The following is a 16,269-nucleotide window of genomic DNA, read 5'->3' as shown; positions in this document are numbered from 1 at the left end:
TATAGTTCACTATACGAGCGGCGCTTTAACGCAGCATGAGAAGAAATTTGGTAGGCCTGAGTGGACTTGAACCACCGACCTCACCCTTATCAGGGGTGCGCTCTAACCACCTGAGCTACAAGCCTGTAGAGGTTTTTTCTGCTCGTTACTTTTTATCAGACAATCTGTGTGAGCACTGCGCGGGAAGGTATCTTCAGGTAAGGAGGTGATCCAACCGCAGGTTCCCCTACGGTTACCTTGTTACGACTTCACCCCAGTCATGAATCACAAAGTGGTAAGCGCCCTCCCGAAGGTTAAGCTACCTACTTCTTTTGCAACCCACTCCCATGGTGTGACGGGCGGTGTGTACAAGGCCCGGGAACGTATTCACCGTAGCATTCTGATCTACGATTACTAGCGATTCCGACTTCACGGAGTCGAGTTGCAGACTCCGATCCGGACTACGACGCACTTTATGAGGTCCGCTTGCTCTCGCGAGGTCGCTTCTCTTTGTATGCGCCATTGTAGCACGTGTGTAGCCCTACTCGTAAGGGCCATGATGACTTGACGTCATCCCCACCTTCCTCCAGTTTATCACTGGCAGTCTCCTTTGAGTTCCCGGCATTACCCGCTGGCAACAAAGGATAAGGGTTGCGCTCGTTGCGGGACTTAACCCAACATTTCACAACACGAGCTGACGACAGCCATGCAGCACCTGTCTCAGCGTTCCCGAAGGCACCAAAGCATCTCTGCTAAGTTCGCTGGATGTCAAGAGTAGGTAAGGTTCTTCGCGTTGCATCGAATTAAACCACATGCTCCACCGCTTGTGCGGGCCCCCGTCAATTCATTTGAGTTTTAACCTTGCGGCCGTACTCCCCAGGCGGTCGACTTAACGCGTTAGCTCCGGAAGCCACTCCTCAAGGGAACAACCTCCAAGTCGACATCGTTTACGGCGTGGACTACCAGGGTATCTAATCCTGTTTGCTCCCCACGCTTTCGCACCTGAGCGTCAGTCTTTGTCCAGGGGGCCGCCTTCGCCACCGGTATTCCTCCAGATCTCTACGCATTTCACCGCTACACCTGGAATTCTACCCCCCTCTACAAGACTCTAGCCTGCCAGTTTCGAATGCAGTTCCCAGGTTAAGCCCGGGGATTTCACATCCGACTTGACAGACCGCCTGCGTGCGCTTTACGCCCAGTAATTCCGATTAACGCTTGCACCCTCCGTATTACCGCGGCTGCTGGCACGGAGTTAGCCGGTGCTTCTTCTGCGGGTAACGTCAATCGGTGAGGTTATTAACCTCACCGCCTTCCTCCCCGCTGAAAGTACTTTACAACCCGAAGGCCTTCTTCATACACGCGGCATGGCTGCATCAGGCTTGCGCCCATTGTGCAATATTCCCCACTGCTGCCTCCCGTAGGAGTCTGGACCGTGTCTCAGTTCCAGTGTGGCTGGTCATCCTCTCAGACCAGCTAGGGATCGTCGCCTAGGTGAGCCATTACCCCACCTACTAGCTAATCCCATCTGGGCACATCCGATGGTGTGAGGCCCGAAGGTCCCCCACTTTGGTCTTGCGACGTTATGCGGTATTAGCTACCGTTTCCAGTAGTTATCCCCCTCCATCGGGCAGTTTCCCAGACATTACTCACCCGTCCGCCACTCGTCACCCGAGAGCAAGCTCTCTGTGCTACCGTCCGACTTGCATGTGTTAGGCCTGCCGCCAGCGTTCAATCTGAGCCATGATCAAACTCTTCAATTTAAGTTTGATTTGCTTAAACAAGTTAAGCGGTGCTCATCTGTAAAACGTCATAATGAATTTCATTATGTGTTCACTCGTGAGACTTGATATTTTTTTGCGTCCGGAGACGCTGATATCAATCCTGCGAGTGCCCACACAGATTGTCTGATAAATTGTTAAAGAGCGTTGCGAACAGCGGGTTAACCGCCTGTCGCGAGGTGGCGTATATTACGCTTTCCCTCTTCAGAGTCAAACACTTTTTTCAGCGCTTTCATCCGGCGGGATGAATTTCTTCACTCCCTGCTGAGCCGCCTGCGTTGCCGCTTTGCCGTCTCAGTGGTGGCGCATTATAGGCAGTTCATTTCAACTGACAAGTGCTAATTTGAAGTTTTTGCGCGACCGCTCACTTTCCAGGCTATACGTTGCAAAAAGCAGCGAATTCTTGCGTAAAGCGCATAAAAAACGGGCCCGCAGGCCCGTTTTAATCAGAATGGATTATTGATGCGCAACAATCACATCATCTTTAACATCCATTTCAATGGTTTTACCCGGAACTAAAGCACCAGAAAGAATCTGCTGCGCCAGCGGGTTTTCAATTTGCTGCTGGATAGCACGCTTTAATGGACGCGCACCATAAACCGGGTCATAACCATTTTCACCAAGCAGTTTGAGCGCCGCATCAGAGATGTGCAGCTGGTAACCGCGCTCCTCAAGACGCTGATACAAGCGCTGCAGCTGAATCTGTGCAATAGAAGCAATGTGCTTTTCGCCCAGTGGGTGGAACACCACCATGTCATCGATACGGTTAATAAACTCCGGACGGAAATGCTGTCCAACAACCGTCATCACCACTTCTTTCATTTCCGCATAATCCAGCGCGCCAAAGCGTTCCTGAATAAGATCGGAACCAAGGTTCGAGGTCATGATCACTACGGTGTTACGGAAATCGACCGTACGCCCCTGACCATCGGTCAAACGCCCATCATCCAACACCTGCAATAAGATGTTGAATACATCTGGATGCGCCTTCTCAACCTCATCCAACAGAATTACCGAATAAGGGCGACGACGCACCGCCTCTGTCAGATAACCGCCCTCTTCATAGCCAACATAACCCGGAGGAGCACCCACGAGGCGTGACACCGAGTGTTTTTCCATAAACTCAGACATATCAATGCGCACCATCGCGTCATCGCTATCGAACAGGAAGTTGGCCAGCGCCTTACACAATTCGGTTTTACCGACGCCGGTTGGTCCGAGGAACAAGAAGGAACCAATCGGACGGTTTGGATCCGACAAGCCGGCGCGGCTACGACGGATGGCATTCGATACCGCTTCCACCGCTTCGTTCTGTCCAATCACTCGAGCATGCAACTCCTGCTCCATGCGCAGCAGCTTCTCTCGCTCGCCTTCCATCATGCGTGCGACTGGAATTCCGGTCCAACGCGCCAGCACATCAGCGATCTCCACATCTGTTACGCGATTGCGTAACAGCTTCATGGTTTTGCCTTCAGACTGCGTAGCGATAGCTAACTGTTTTTCCAATTCCGGAATTTTGCCGTATTGCAACTCAGACATCTGGCCAAGATCGCCCATGCGACGCGCTTGCTCCATTGTCAGACGCGCCTGTTCCAGCTCCGCTTTAATATTCTGCGTACCGGTTAAGGAGGCCTTTTCCGCTTTCCATTCCTCTTCCAGCTCAGCGTATTCTCGCTCTTTCTGGTCGAGTTCGGCTTCGAGCATTTCCAGACGCTTCACGCTGGCATCATCAGATTCTTTCTTCAGCGCTTGCTGCTCAAGTTTTAACTGGATGATGCGACGCTCAAGACGATCAAGTGATTCTGGCTTCGAATCCATCTGCAGACGAATACTGGATGCCGCTTCATCAATCAGGTCAATCGCCTTATCAGGCAGCTGACGATCGGAGATATAACGATGCGACAACGTTGCCGCAGCCACAATCGCGGGATCGGTGATCTGCACATGATGATGCAACTCATAGCGTTCTTTCAGTCCGCGTAAAATGGCGATGGTATCTTCCACACTCGGCTCAGCAACAAACACTTTTTGGAAACGACGTTCCAGCGCCGCATCTTTCTCAATGAACTGGCGATACTCATTCAGCGTAGTGGCGCCAACGCAATGCAGTTCACCGCGCGCCAACGCTGGTTTCAGCATGTTGCCTGCATCCATTGCACCGTCAGCTTTACCGGCACCCACCATGGTATGCAGTTCATCGATAAACAGGATGACGTTGCCTTCCTGTTTAGCCAGATCGCTAAGCACGCCTTTCAGACGCTCTTCAAATTCGCCGCGATATTTAGCACCAGCCACCAGCGCGCCCATATCCAAAGCCAGCACGCGACGACCTTTCAGACCTTCAGGAACTTCGCCATTAATGATGCGCTGCGCTAATCCTTCGGCGATAGCCGTTTTACCAACGCCAGGTTCACCAATCAGCACCGGGTTATTTTTAGTACGGCGCTGCAACACCTGAATAGTGCGACGGATTTCTTCGTCACGACCAATTACCGGGTCGAGCTTGCCAAGTTCAGCACGCTCGGTAAGGTCGATTGTGTATTTTTTTAAAGCCTGACGCTGATCTTCAGCACCCTGATCGTTCACGTTGTCTCCTCCCCGTAATTGGTCAATGGCCTTAGAGAGTTTTTCCGCTGTCGCACCAGCCGATTTTAAAATATCAGCCAGCGAGCCACGAGAATCGAGGGCCGCCAAAATAAAGAGTTCTGATGAAATAAAGTTGTCGCCGCGCTTTTGCGCCAGCTTGTCGCACAGGTTCAATACCCGAATTAAATCGGCGGATGGCTGCACGTCGCCATCAGTACCTTCCACCTGCGGTAGTCGATTAATCGCTTGTTCGATACTGGTACGTAAACCAGCCACATCGGCCCCTGCTGCGCTAAGCAGCGGACGTACCGATCCGCCTTCCTGATTAAGCAACGCGCTCATCAAATGAAGGGGTTCTATGAATTGATTGTCTTGTCCCAGAGCAAGGGACTGTGCATCGGCAAGTGCCAGTTGAAATTTATTAGTAAGACGATCCAGACGCATAATTCCTCCCATTACAGGTCAAAATGCTACTGGAGATTAAATGAGGTCATCCCTCAAATTTTTCAAGGTTAATGACCTGAGTTGTGAGCAAAAAATACGCTAACTGGACCGTCTTGTGGCGTAAGATTATCTCAGCCAAATCAAAGTTGCCATACGCCCAGTGATTCCGTCGCGTCGGAAGGAGAAAAAATCCTCGCGCTCATGATAAGTGCAACGCGTAGAAACGTTGATGGAACGCACCCCGGCGGTCAGTAAACGTTGGCGAGCCAGCAACCAAATATCGGCAAAGTATTTGTTACCAACCGGGCGAAAAGCCTCTTGCGCTTGCGGATCGTGAGCCATAAACGCCGTTTTGACTTCCGCTCCCACTTCAAAAGCCTGCGGACCAATTGCTGGACCAAGCCATGCATGAATGTCCTTCGTCGCACAATGGAACTGTGACAACGTCTGTTCCAGCACGCCATTGCAGAGCCCGCGCCAGCCAGCATGTGCTGCAGCCACTTCACTGCCATCTTTGCTGCAAAACAGCACCGGCAAACAATCTGCCGTCATGACGGCGCAAACCACCCCGCTTTCACGCGTGATTGCGGCATCCGCCCTGGGTAGCCGCTCACTGGCGGGCAAACGCGCAACATCCTGACCATGAATTTGATCAAGCCATTGCGGCATTGCCGGTAAGGCAAGCTGCTCAGCCAGGCAGTGGCGATTATGCATTACGTGCGCCTCAACATCACCAACGTGCGTACCGAGATTCAGCGAATCCCATGGCGCAGCGCTAATACCGCCGTGACGCGTAGTGGAACATGCCCGAACACGCTGCGGTGCAGGCCAGTCCGGGATGATCCACTCACTCATAGCCAATCCATCTGATCGCGGAATTCGTGCGTATCGGCTTTTAGGGCATCAATCAGATCGACCATATCCTGCGGCAACGGCGCATGCCACTCCATCTCAATACCGGTAATAGGGTGATAGAGACGTAACATCGTGGCATGCAGCGCCTGACGATCAAAACCACGCAGCGTAGTAATGAAAGCTTCAGATGCGCCTTTTGGCGGACGAGGGCGACCGCCGTAAAGGGGATCGCCCACCAGCGGATGATTGATATGCGCCATGTGCACACGAATCTGGTGCGTACGACCGGTTTCCAGGCGCAAACGCAAACGCGTATGGGCACGGAAATGCTCCATGATGCGATAGTGCGTAGTAGCCGGTTTTCCCATCGGATGCACCGCCATGTGCGTACGTTTGGTAGAGTGGCGCGCCATTGGCTGATCCACGGTACCGCCTGCCGTCATGGTACCAATCGCTACGGCTTCATATTCGCGGGTAATTTCGCGCAGCTGTAGTGTTTCAACCAGGTGAGTTTGCGCAGGAACGGTTTTCGCGACTACCATCAGGCCGGTTGTGTCTTTATCAAGACGATGAACAATACCGGCACGGGGAACATCAGCAATCGGCGGGTAATGGTAAAGCAGCGCGTTAAGCACTGTACCATCCGGATTACCGGCTCCTGGATGCACCACTAAGCCACGAGGTTTATTGATAACCAGAATATCGTCATCTTCGTAGACGATATTCAATGGGATGTTTTGCGCTTCCCAGCGTTGCTCTTCTTCGATCTCAGCATCGATCGAGACATGCTCACCGCCAAAAACTTTTTCTTTTGGTTTATCGATGATGGTGCCATTAACGCTGACCCGGCGCTCAAGAATCCATTCTTTTATGCGAGAACGTGAATAATCAGGGAACAATTCTGCCAAAGTCTGATCTAAGCGTTGTCCAAGTTGTGCTTCGGACACCGTTGCGGTGAGTTGAACTTGTTGTGCCATATACAGCTTCTTCGTTAACGTTGGGTTTTCACGGCGATGCCGTTTAATATAATGTGCTATCGTACCTGGCCATAACCGGGAGCTATACGGACAGCTTCTGCTATAACACTTTGAGGATAATCATTTCGTCATGACGCGTATGAAACATCTGGTGGCTGCTGCCACACTGAGCCTAAGCCTGGCGCTTGTGGGTTGTTCCGGCTCATCGGATCCCGTGCCGGACAGCCCGCCGTCTGAGATTTACGCCACGGCCCAGCAAAAGCTGCAGGACGGTAACTTTAAAGCGGCAATTAAGCAACTGGAAGCACTGGATAACCGCTATCCGTTTGGCCCTTATTCGCAGCAAGTACAGCTGGATTTGATCTACGCGTATTACAAAAATGCCGATCTGCCACTGGCGCAAGCCGCTATTTCTCGCTTTATGCGTCTGAATCCAACCCATCCGAATATTGACTATGTCATCTATATGAAAGGTCTGACGGATATGGCGCTGGACGATTCTGCACTGCAGGGCTTCTTCGGTATCGATCGTTCCGATCGCGATCCGACGCACGCTCGTGATGCTTTCCGTGACTTCTCGCAGTTACTGCGCGGTTATCCAAACAGCCAATATGCTGCGGATGCGCAGAAACGTTTAGCGTTCCTGAAAGAACGTTTGGCGAAGTATGAACTCTCGGTGGCGCAATTCTATACCAAGCGTGGTGCTTATGTCGCTGTTGTTAACCGCGTTGAAAGTATGATGAAGGATTATCCTGATACTGCAGCAACTCACGAAGCGCTGCCGCTGATGGAAAATGCTTACCGCCAACTTCAGTTAACAACTGAAGCTGATAAAGTGGCAAAAATCATCGCGGCTAATAATCAGTCCTGATTTTCAAGCCCACAAAAAAGCAGCCGTATGGCTGCTTTTTTTATGTCTGCTTTAGCTGAAAGCCGGTTGAAAACGTTCTTTATCGCTGCGGTTAACCCATCAATAGTGCGCCCTTACTGCTGCTCCATCAAGCATTTCCCGCTACTTTCCCAGCCTTTCTCACAATTCGTCTTTATTGACAAAATGTGACATTTCAATGTGATCCATATCACATAATTTCTTAATCTCCGCGGTATGCTGGTCCTACCCAGACGGAAAATGACAGAGAGGTTTAACTATGATTCTGAACATTACCAGCAAACAAATGGAAATCACCGAGGCCATTCGTAATCATGTCGAAGAGCGTCTCGCCAAGCTGGAAAAATGGCAAACACATCTGATAAACCCTCACATTGTGTTATCGAAAGAGCCGAAGGAATTTGTGGCAGATGCCACCATCAACACACCTAACGGAACACTGGTTGCCAGTGCGAAACATGATGATATGTATACGGCCATCAATGACCTGATTGCTAAGCTGGAGCGACAACTCAATAAAGCGCAACATAAACCTGAAGCTCGTCGCGCTAACAGCAGCGTCAAAGATTTTATCCCTGCAGGATAACTACACATTTTCCAGTAACGCGCCTTAGGGCGCGTTTTTTATTGACAGCCTTAAATCAGTACGGTTACTCTCAAACCACTTTAATGTTGGAAACAAGCATGAAACATCTCCCGTTCTTCTTCGCATTCTTTTTTACCTTCCCCTGATTGGGAGGCGATTCGTCATGTGAAAATGAATGCGAAGACGAACAACAAAGCCTCCCAAATGGGAGGCTTTTTTATTGGACATTTTACAGGTGAGCCCTATGAATCCGGAAAACCCGCTGCTGGCGTTACGCGATAAAATCAGCGCCGTTGATGAAAAATTATTAACGCTATTGTCGGAGCGCCGCACACTGGCCGTTGAAGTGGCGCAAGCAAAACTGGCTACGCATCGCCCAATCCGCGATGTTGAACGTGAGCGTGCACTGCTGGAAAACCTGATAGCGTTAGGTAAAAAACATCAGCTGGATGCGCATTACATCACCCGTCTGTTCCAGCTGGTGATTGAAGATTCGGTTCTAACTCAGCAGGCCCTGCTGCAAAAGAATCTCAACCACCCGCATGCGCACGCACCGCGGATTGCATTTTTGGGTCCGAAAGGCTCTTACTCACATCTTGCCGCACGAAAATATGCCACACGTCATTTTGATTCGATGGTTGAGCTCGGCTGCCTAAAGTTCCACGACATTATTCATCAGGTTGAAAGTGGTCAGGCAGACTATGCAGTGATGCCTATTGAAAACACCAGTTCTGGCTCGATCAATGACGTCTACGACTTACTGCAACAAACCACGCTATCAATTGTGGGGGAGCTCACCATTCCAATTGAGCATTGCGTACTGGTTAGCGGCAGCACTGATTTGCAGCAGATCGAAACAGTCTACAGCCATCCTCAGCCGTTCCAGCAGTGTAGCCAGTTCATCAATCGCTTCCCGCAGTGGAAAATTGAATATACCGAAAGCACGGCAGCTGCCATGGAAAAGGTGGCAGCGATGAATTCACCTAAGGTTGCCGCATTGGGTAGTGAGGCCGGTGGCGAACTGTATGGGTTACAGGTGTTAGAGCGTAATCTAGCCAATCAGCAACAGAACCACACGCGCTTCATTGTGTTAGCGCGTAAAGCGATCGAAGTTTCCAGTCAGGTACCCGCTAAAACGACATTGATCATGGCAACGGGCCAGCAAGCGGGGGCATTAGTTGAAGCACTGATGGTGCTGCGCAACCATGGTCTGATCATGAGTAAGCTGGAGAATCGCCCCATCAACGGCAATCCGTGGGAAGAGATGTTTTACATTGATGTGCAGGGTAATCTGCAATCAGAAAGTATGCAGTTGGCGTTAACTGAGTTAAGTGGTTTAACCCGTTCATTAAAAGTGCTCGGCTGTTATCCGGGCGAGAATGTGGTACCCGTCGAACCACGCCTCTAAGCAAAAAGGCATCCTTATGGATGCCTTTTATTTTACTGTCGGCTGTCGTTGGCCGATCGCAACATACTTCGGCTTTCTACGAGGAAGCGTTTAGCATAATCACCAAACCAATGCTCAACACGTTCGAAGCTATCGATGAACGCCTGCTTATCGCCCTGCTCGAGCAGTTTTATCGCATCGCCAAAACGCTGATAATAACGCTTAATCAGCGCCAGATTGCTCTCCGAGGACATGATGATGTCCGCGTAAAGCTGCGGGTCCTGGGCGAACAGACGTCCAACCATAGCCAGTTCAAGGCGATAGATTGGCGAGGACAACGCCAGCAGCTGATCGAGATTAACGTTCTCTTCTGCCAGATGCAGACCGTAAGCGAAAGTCGCAAAGTGACGCAGCGCCTGAATAAATGCCATATTCTGGTCATGCTCCACCGCACTAATGCGATGCAATCGCGCTCCCCAAACTTGGATCTGTTCCAGGAACCACTGATACGCTTCCGGCTGACGACCATCACACCAGACAACAACCTGCTTCGCCAGGCTCCCGCTGTCTGGGCCGAACATGGGGTGCAGTCCCAACACCGGTCCGGTGTGCGCAGCAAGCATTGCCTGCAGCGGACGGTTCTTCACCGACGCCAGATCGACCAGGATGCAGTCTTCTGGCAACTTCGGTAACTCACCAATGATCTGCTCTGTCAGATGGATAGGCACACTGATGATCACCATGCCTGCATCTTGCAGCAACGCGTCTGAACGATCCCAATCGCCTTTGTCCAGAATACGCACCTGATAACCAGACAGCGTGAGCATCTTTTCGAACAAACGTCCCATCTGGCCACGACCACCGACGATCACCACTGGACGCAATGTTGGGCAAAGGGTTTTGAAGCCTTTATCATTCTCATGCGCATAGGATTCGCGCATTAAACGACGCAGCACATCTTCAATCAAGTCCGGTGATACGCCGAGCGCTTCGGCTTCCTGACGGCGTGAAGCCAACATGCTGGCTTCACGCTCAGGAACATAGATTGGCAAACCGTAGCGGCTTTTAACTTCCCCGACTTCGGCTACCAGCTCCAGCCGTTTTGCCAGTAAACCCAGCAGTGCTTTATCGACTTCATCAATTTGATCGCGTAGCGCGGTCAGTTCAGCCACCATGACTCATTACACCTCGTGTGACAGACGCGCCGACAGCACTCCCTGCAGATCCTGATGGATTTCACGCAGCAAGGTTTCCGTGGTTTCCCAATCGATGCAAGCATCAGTCACGGAAACGCCATATTTCATTTCGCTACGAGGCTGTTCAGAAGACTGATTGCCTTCATGAATGTTGCTTTCCAGCATCAGGCCAATGATGGAGCGGTTTCCATCCTTAATCTGCGCGATAGCCGATTCGGCTACGCCAGGCTGACGGCGATAGTCTTTGTTAGAATTACCATGGCTGCAATCTATCATTAAGGCTGGGCGCAGTCCCGCTTTCAGCATCTCTTTTTCACACTGAGCGACATCTTCAGGACCATAGTTTGGTGCTTTCCCACCGCGCAGAATGACATGCCCATCCGGGTTGCCCTGCGTTTGCAGCAGACAAACCTGTCCTGCCTGATTGATGCCGACAAAACGGTGTGGCATCGCGGCGGCACGCATCGCATTGATGGCAGTACCAAGGCTGCCATCCGTGCCATTTTTAAAGCCAACCGGCATTGAAAGACCTGAAGCCATCTCACGGTGGGTTTGTGATTCGGTGGTGCGCGCACCAATCGCCGACCAGCTAAATAGATCGCCTAAGTATTGCGGGCTGTTTGGATCCAGCGCCTCAGTTGCCAACGGTAAACCCATTTCAACAAGATTAACCAGTAGCTGGCGCGCAATATGCAGCCCGGCTTCCATATCAAACGAATTGTTCATATAAGGATCGTTGATTAACCCCTTCCAGCCGACGGTGGTTCGAGGTTTTTCAAAATACACGCGCATAACGATGTACAGCTGATCCTTCAACTGTGCAGAAAGAGATTGCAACTGACGGGCATATTCAAGTGCGGCTTCGGTATCGTGAATCGAACAAGGACCACAAACCACCAACAGGCGCGGATCGCGGCCTGCAATAATGTCGGCGATGGTTTGGCGAGAAGACGCAATTTGCGCTTCCTGCGTCGCAGTAAGCGGGAATTTAGCTTTCAGCTCTTGCGGGGTAATTAAAATTTGTTCGTCGGCGATATGCACATTGTTCAGCGCGTCTTTTTGCATGATTGCGATCCTTTTTACTCGTTTATGCGGTTTGGGATCCTCACTGAGGATGGGACTTACTTTACCACAACATGTACGCCATGCAATCCACAAGCGTACACTTTTATTACCACTAAAATAAAAACGCACAAGAAGCATATTTATTTTAATAAATATCAGCAACATAATTACAAATCACCCAATCCGATAGTGTAAACAATAAATTACAACCCATCGGCTTTTGATGATGACCTTAGGCAAAAAGGCAGATAACATTATGTTATTCATTTATTTTTCAGGAGAGGTCATGTCTATATCTTTAGTAAAATTACGCCCCTTCACCCGGCAGGATATCGATGAATTCACGCATGCCGTAAACGAATCTCTTAGCAGCCTTAAGCCCTGGATGGCTTGGGCACACGATGATTATCGTAGTGATGAAGCGGCCAGTTGGATCGATTTCACTGAGCTCCAACGCAGTAAAGGTGAGGCAGAAGAGTTCGCCATCGTCGATGGTAGCGATCGACTATTAGGCGGTGCCGGTATTCGCTTCGCGAGGCAGCCGGGCGAATTTAGCGCATTAGGATATTGGGTGCGTAGCGATGCTCAACGGCAAGGGGTAGCAACCCGCGCGGTAGAGCAACTGGTCAAGTTTGCTTTTCAGCATCCGCACATTAATCAGTTAGAGATTCTGGCGGCGGAAAATAATCATGCTAGTCGCGCAGTGGCATTACGCAGTGGCTTTAAGTTTGTCGATTATCGCTATGGACTGATCATTCTAGAGAGCGGAGCCGTCAACACCGCGATTTATCATTTGCAGCGCCAATAAAAAAGGGGCTGGCCAAATGGCCAACCCCTTGTTTGCTATTAACTTTGAGAAGTCGCTTACGCGCCAAGACGCTCTTTGATACGAGCAGACTTACCGGTACGCTCACGCAGGTAATACAGTTTGGCTTTACGCACAGCACCACGACGTTTAACAGCAATGCTGTCAATTACTGGTGAGTGAGTCTGGAAGACACGCTCAACACCTTCGCCGTTAGAAATCTTACGAACAGTGAATGCAGAATGCAGACCGCGGTTACGAATAGCGATAACCACGCCCTCGAATGCCTGCAGACGCTTCTTAGAACCTTCTACGACCCATACTTTCACTTCCACGGAATCACCCGGACGGAATGAAGGTACGTCCTGCTTCATCTGCTCTTGTTCAAGTTGCTTGATAATGTTGCTCATAATTAAATCTCTTATCCTGGGTAAACTGATAGTGAGGGAAGATTACTCTCCCGCCTCATCGTTTTGTTGCTGCTGATGTTCACGCTGGAACTCATTTAGCAACCGTGCTTGCTCTTCAGTCAGAGCCAGGTTTTCCAGAAGTTCAGGTCTTCTTAGCCAGGTACGGCCTAACGACTGTTTCAGACGCCAGCGGCGAATATCGGCATGGTTGCCCGACAGTAAAACTGGCGGAACCTCCATCCCTTCTAACACTTCAGGTCGGGTGTAGTGCGGGCAATCCAGCAAACCATCCGAGAACGAATCCTCATCGGCTGACGCCTGTTTCCCCAACACGCCGGGAATAAACCTGGCGACCGAGTCAATTAACGTCATGGCTGGCAGCTCACCGCCACTGAGAACGTAATCACCGATTGACCATTCTTCGTCAATCTCAGTGTGAATTACGCGCTCATCTATCCCTTCGTAACGACCACAAACCAGAATCAACTTCTGATTCGTCGCCAGCTCGCAAACGCCCTGTTGGTCCAGTTTGCGCCCCTGAGGTGAAAGATAAATCACCTTAGCGCCCTCTCCCGCCGCCGCTTTCGCTGCGGAGATGGCATCCCGTAAGGGTTGCACCATCATCAACATTCCCGGTCCGCCGCCGTAAGGACGGTCGTCCACGGTACGGTGCCGGTCGTGCGTGAAGTCACGAGGACTCCAGCTTTGAATGTTGAGCAGGCCATTTTTTACTGCCCGGCCAGTTACCCCGTACTCGGTAATAGCGCGAAACATCTCTGGAAACAGGCTAATAACACCAATCCACATCGCGTTCGCCGTTACGTTACCGGATTGTCCGGAGATCAAAAACCAGGATCCCAATCTACTTCAATAAGGCCAGTAGAGAGATCGACTTTCTTGATAACCTGTTCATCAAGAAACGGAATTAACCGCTCTTGCGCACCAAATGCATCCTTCAGGTTTGCCTTAACGACGAGAACGTCGTTTGATCCGGTTTCCATCAAATCAATGACTTTGCCCATCTCATAGCCTTCGAGGTTGACTACTTTCATACCCATAAGGTCTTTCCAGTAGTAATCGCCTGCTTCCAGCGCTGGCAGCTGCGTGGAGTCAACCGTGATTTCGCAATTGGTTAACTGCGCCGCAGCGTCCCGATCGTCAATGCCTGTGACTTTGATGATCAAGTCCTGATTGTGGTGCTTCCAGCCCTCAAGTTCGACCTGCTGCCATTTACCGGCGCGCTGGATGAACCAGGGTTGGTAGTCGAAGATGCTTTCAGCGTCTTCAGTGGAGGAAAACACTTTGAGCCAACCTCGAATGCCGTAAGCCGCACCCATTTTTCCCAATACGATCGGGTTAACGGGAGGCTGCCCGGCAGGTTTAATGCTCATGCTCACCACCGTGACAGATTAAGCTGCTTTTTTTGCTTCTTTGATCAGCGCGTTAACGCGATCAGAAAGCGTTGCGCCCTGGCCAACCCAGTGCTCAATACGGTCCAGATCCAGACGCAGACCTTCAGCCTGACCAGAAGCGATCGGGTTGAAGAAACCTACGCGCTCGATGAAACGACCGTTACGCGCATTGCGGCTGTCAGTAACGACGACCTGATAGAACGGACGCTTTTTAGCGCCGTGACGTGCCAAACGAATTGTTACCATAACATCCTCATTAGTTAATAAAGCGCTCGGGCCCCATCGAGGAACGGGGCCCGAGCGCGATATAAAAAGCCCGAAAATTTTACTCATTTTGGCGCAAAAAGCAACCTGAGCGTGCTAAATTTCCGGCTTTTCGGCGGTCGCGTTAGCGACCAGGGAATCCAGGCGGCATCATACCTTTCATGCCACGCATCATTTTGGCCATGCCGCCTTTCTTCATTTTCTTCATCATGCGCTGCATATCATCGAACTGTTTCAGCAATCGATTGACGTCTTGCACCTGCATGCCCGAGCCCAGCGCAATACGACGTTTGCGCGAACCCTTGATGATTTCTGGCTTCTCACGCTCTTTACGCGTCATCGAGTTGATGATGGCTTCCATGCGAACCAGTACTTTGTCATCCATCTGCGATTTAACGTTATCAGGCAGTTGACCCATGCCCGGCAGTTTGCCCATCAGGCTCGCCATACCGCCCATGTTGCGCATCTGCTTCAGCTGCTCAAGGAAGTCGTTGAGATCGAAACCGTCGCCGGTTTTCAACTTCTTAGCCAGTTTCTCCGCCTGATCGCGGTCAACTTTGCTTTCGATATCTTCAATCAGCGACAGCACATCGCCCATGCCGAGAATGCGCGACGCGATACGGTCTGGATAGAATGCTTCCAGCGCCTCAGTCTTCTCGCCCATCCCCATGAATTTGATTGGCTTGCCGGTAATGTGGCGAATCGACAGCGCCGCACCACCGCGCGCATCACCGTCGACTTTCGTCAAGATGACACCGGTCAGCGGCAGCGCTTCATTGAAGGCTTTTGCCGTATTGGCGGCATCCTGACCCGTCATCGCATCGACCACAAACAGGGTTTCCACCGGATTAATCGCGGCGTGTACCTGTTTGATTTCATCCATCATCGCTTCATCAACGTGTAAACGACCGGCGGTATCCACCAGCAGCACATCGTAGAATTGCAGTTTGGCTTCTTTCAGCGCGTTCTGAACAATATCAACTGGCTTCTGGCTCAAATCAGATGGGCAGAAATCGACGCCAACCTGCTGTGCCAGGGTTTCTAACTGTTTGATCGCCGCGGGGCGATAAACGTCAGCAGAAACCACTAAGACTTTCTTCTTGTGCTTCTCGCGCAAGAATTTACCCAGTTTCGCCACGCTGGTCGTTTTACCGGCACCCTGCAAACCCGCCATCAGCACCACGGCTGGCGGCTGCGCATTCAGATTGAGCGCATTGTTTTCGGCGCCCATCGCCGCAACCAGTTCGTTGCGCACGATTTTGATGAACTCCTGGCCTGGCGTCAGGCTTTTGTTCACATCGTGGCCAACGGCGGCTTCTTTTACGCGATTAATAAATTCACGTACCACCGGCAGCGCAACGTCGGCTTCCAGTAGCGCCATGCGTACTTCACGCAGTGTGTCTTTGATGTTGTCTTCGGTCAGCCTTCCGCGGCCGCTGATATTGCGCAGGGTTTGCGACAAACGATCGGTTAAATTATCAAACATGCTCTCTCACTTAGAACCGTAGCGAGGCCGCCATAGGCGACACAATGCGGCGGATTATAACACGAAGATGGAGCGATCTCTGCAATTGACCGTCAGATCGTTTGGAGCCTGCTGCTGCTGGCGCTATACTGCTTTTTTCCTTATCTGACC

Annotated in this window: 15 protein-coding genes, 1 tRNA gene, 1 rRNA gene and 1 other annotated feature; of the genes, 5 read left to right on the top strand and 12 right to left on the bottom strand. The window is 51.1% G+C overall.

Annotation, left to right across the window (positions count from 1 at the left end; translation table 11 throughout):
- Positions 1–48 precede the first annotated feature (48 nt).
- From CRO19_RS13745 to rluD, 5 genes are all read right to left on the bottom strand, one after another.
- Positions 49–125, bottom strand: a tRNA-Ile gene (locus CRO19_RS13745).
- A 73-nt stretch (positions 126–198) separates the two neighbouring features.
- A 16S ribosomal RNA gene (locus tag CRO19_RS13740) occupies positions 199–1,739 on the bottom strand.
- A gap of 474 nt (positions 1,740–2,213) precedes the next feature.
- Positions 2,214–4,787 carry an ATP-dependent chaperone ClpB gene (gene clpB, locus CRO19_RS13735; RefSeq protein ID WP_097096322.1) on the bottom strand — a complete coding sequence of 858 codons (2,574 nt, stop codon included), beginning with the start codon at positions 4,785–4,787 and terminating at the stop codon, positions 2,214–2,216.
- A 126-nt stretch (positions 4,788–4,913) separates the two neighbouring features.
- On the bottom strand, positions 4,914–5,642 hold the full coding sequence (gene yfiH / locus CRO19_RS13730) for a purine nucleoside phosphorylase YfiH (protein ID WP_097096321.1): 729 nt from the start codon (positions 5,640–5,642) through the stop codon (positions 4,914–4,916).
- Positions 5,639–6,619 carry a 23S rRNA pseudouridine(1911/1915/1917) synthase RluD gene (gene rluD / locus CRO19_RS13725; protein ID WP_097096320.1) on the bottom strand — a complete coding sequence of 327 codons (981 nt, stop codon included), beginning with the start codon at positions 6,617–6,619 and terminating at the stop codon, positions 5,639–5,641. Before rluD ends, yfiH begins: the two co-directional genes overlap by 4 nt.
- Before the next feature lie 130 nt (positions 6,620–6,749).
- Between rluD and bamD the strand changes: the two genes are divergently transcribed.
- From bamD to pheA, 4 genes are all read left to right on the top strand, one after another.
- Entirely contained in the window at positions 6,750–7,490 is a 741-nt protein-coding gene (gene bamD / locus CRO19_RS13720) for an outer membrane protein assembly factor BamD (RefSeq protein WP_097096319.1), read from the top strand.
- A gap of 277 nt (positions 7,491–7,767) precedes the next feature.
- On the top strand, positions 7,768–8,094 hold the full coding sequence (raiA, locus tag CRO19_RS13715; RefSeq protein ID WP_097096318.1) for a ribosome-associated translation inhibitor RaiA: 327 nt from the start codon (positions 7,768–7,770) through the stop codon (positions 8,092–8,094).
- A 97-nt stretch (positions 8,095–8,191) separates the two neighbouring features.
- Positions 8,192–8,316 (top strand) — a sequence feature (Phe leader region).
- Positions 8,193–8,240, top strand: a complete 48-nt coding sequence (gene pheL, locus CRO19_RS25770; RefSeq protein ID WP_100703679.1) for a pheA operon leader peptide PheL — start codon at positions 8,193–8,195, stop codon at positions 8,238–8,240. Its footprint overlaps the feature before it by 48 nt.
- A 22-nt stretch (positions 8,317–8,338) precedes the next feature.
- Positions 8,339–9,502: a bifunctional chorismate mutase/prephenate dehydratase gene (gene pheA, locus CRO19_RS13710; RefSeq protein WP_097096317.1), complete on the top strand. Its 1,164-nt coding sequence runs from the start codon at positions 8,339–8,341 to the stop codon at positions 9,500–9,502.
- A gap of 32 nt (positions 9,503–9,534) precedes the next feature.
- Here pheA and tyrA read toward each other — a convergent pair whose 3' ends face one another.
- A complete protein-coding gene (gene tyrA / locus CRO19_RS13705) occupies positions 9,535–10,656 on the bottom strand; it encodes a bifunctional chorismate mutase/prephenate dehydrogenase (RefSeq protein WP_097096316.1) in 1,122 nt (373 codons plus the stop codon).
- A 6-nt stretch (positions 10,657–10,662) separates the two neighbouring features.
- Positions 10,663–11,742, bottom strand: coding sequence for a 3-deoxy-7-phosphoheptulonate synthase (locus tag CRO19_RS13700; protein ID WP_097096315.1), 1,080 nt, complete (start codon positions 11,740–11,742; stop codon positions 10,663–10,665).
- 286 nt (positions 11,743–12,028) lie between these two features.
- Between CRO19_RS13700 and CRO19_RS13695 the strand changes: the two genes are divergently transcribed.
- Positions 12,029–12,550, top strand: a complete 522-nt coding sequence (locus tag CRO19_RS13695) for a GNAT family N-acetyltransferase (RefSeq protein ID WP_097096314.1) — start codon at positions 12,029–12,031, stop codon at positions 12,548–12,550.
- A 56-nt stretch (positions 12,551–12,606) separates the two neighbouring features.
- On the opposite strand, the gene rplS is transcribed toward CRO19_RS13695, so the two are convergent.
- The 5 genes from rplS to ffh all read right to left on the bottom strand — a co-directional run bounded on the left by rplS (position 12,607) and on the right by ffh (position 16,119).
- Entirely contained in the window at positions 12,607–12,957 is a 351-nt protein-coding gene (rplS, locus tag CRO19_RS13690; protein ID WP_007893316.1) for a 50S ribosomal protein L19, read from the bottom strand.
- A 42-nt stretch (positions 12,958–12,999) separates the two neighbouring features.
- A complete protein-coding gene (gene trmD / locus CRO19_RS13685) occupies positions 13,000–13,764 on the bottom strand; it encodes a tRNA (guanosine(37)-N1)-methyltransferase TrmD (RefSeq protein WP_049852675.1) in 765 nt (254 codons plus the stop codon).
- A gap of 35 nt (positions 13,765–13,799) precedes the next feature.
- Positions 13,800–14,348, bottom strand: a complete 549-nt coding sequence (rimM, locus tag CRO19_RS13680) for a ribosome maturation factor RimM (protein ID WP_097096313.1) — start codon at positions 14,346–14,348, stop codon at positions 13,800–13,802.
- 18 nt (positions 14,349–14,366) lie between these two features.
- Entirely contained in the window at positions 14,367–14,615 is a 249-nt protein-coding gene (rpsP, locus tag CRO19_RS13675; protein ID WP_007893313.1) for a 30S ribosomal protein S16, read from the bottom strand.
- 142 nt (positions 14,616–14,757) lie between these two features.
- Positions 14,758–16,119, bottom strand: a complete 1,362-nt coding sequence (ffh, locus tag CRO19_RS13670) for a signal recognition particle protein (RefSeq protein WP_097096312.1) — start codon at positions 16,117–16,119, stop codon at positions 14,758–14,760.
- Positions 16,120–16,269: the final 150 nt, after the last annotated feature.

This window comes from Candidatus Pantoea floridensis (assembly GCF_900215435.1).
Lineage (GTDB): Bacteria > Pseudomonadota > Gammaproteobacteria > Enterobacterales > Enterobacteriaceae > Pantoea > Pantoea floridensis.
This window is presented reverse-complemented; position numbering and strand designations above follow the sequence as displayed.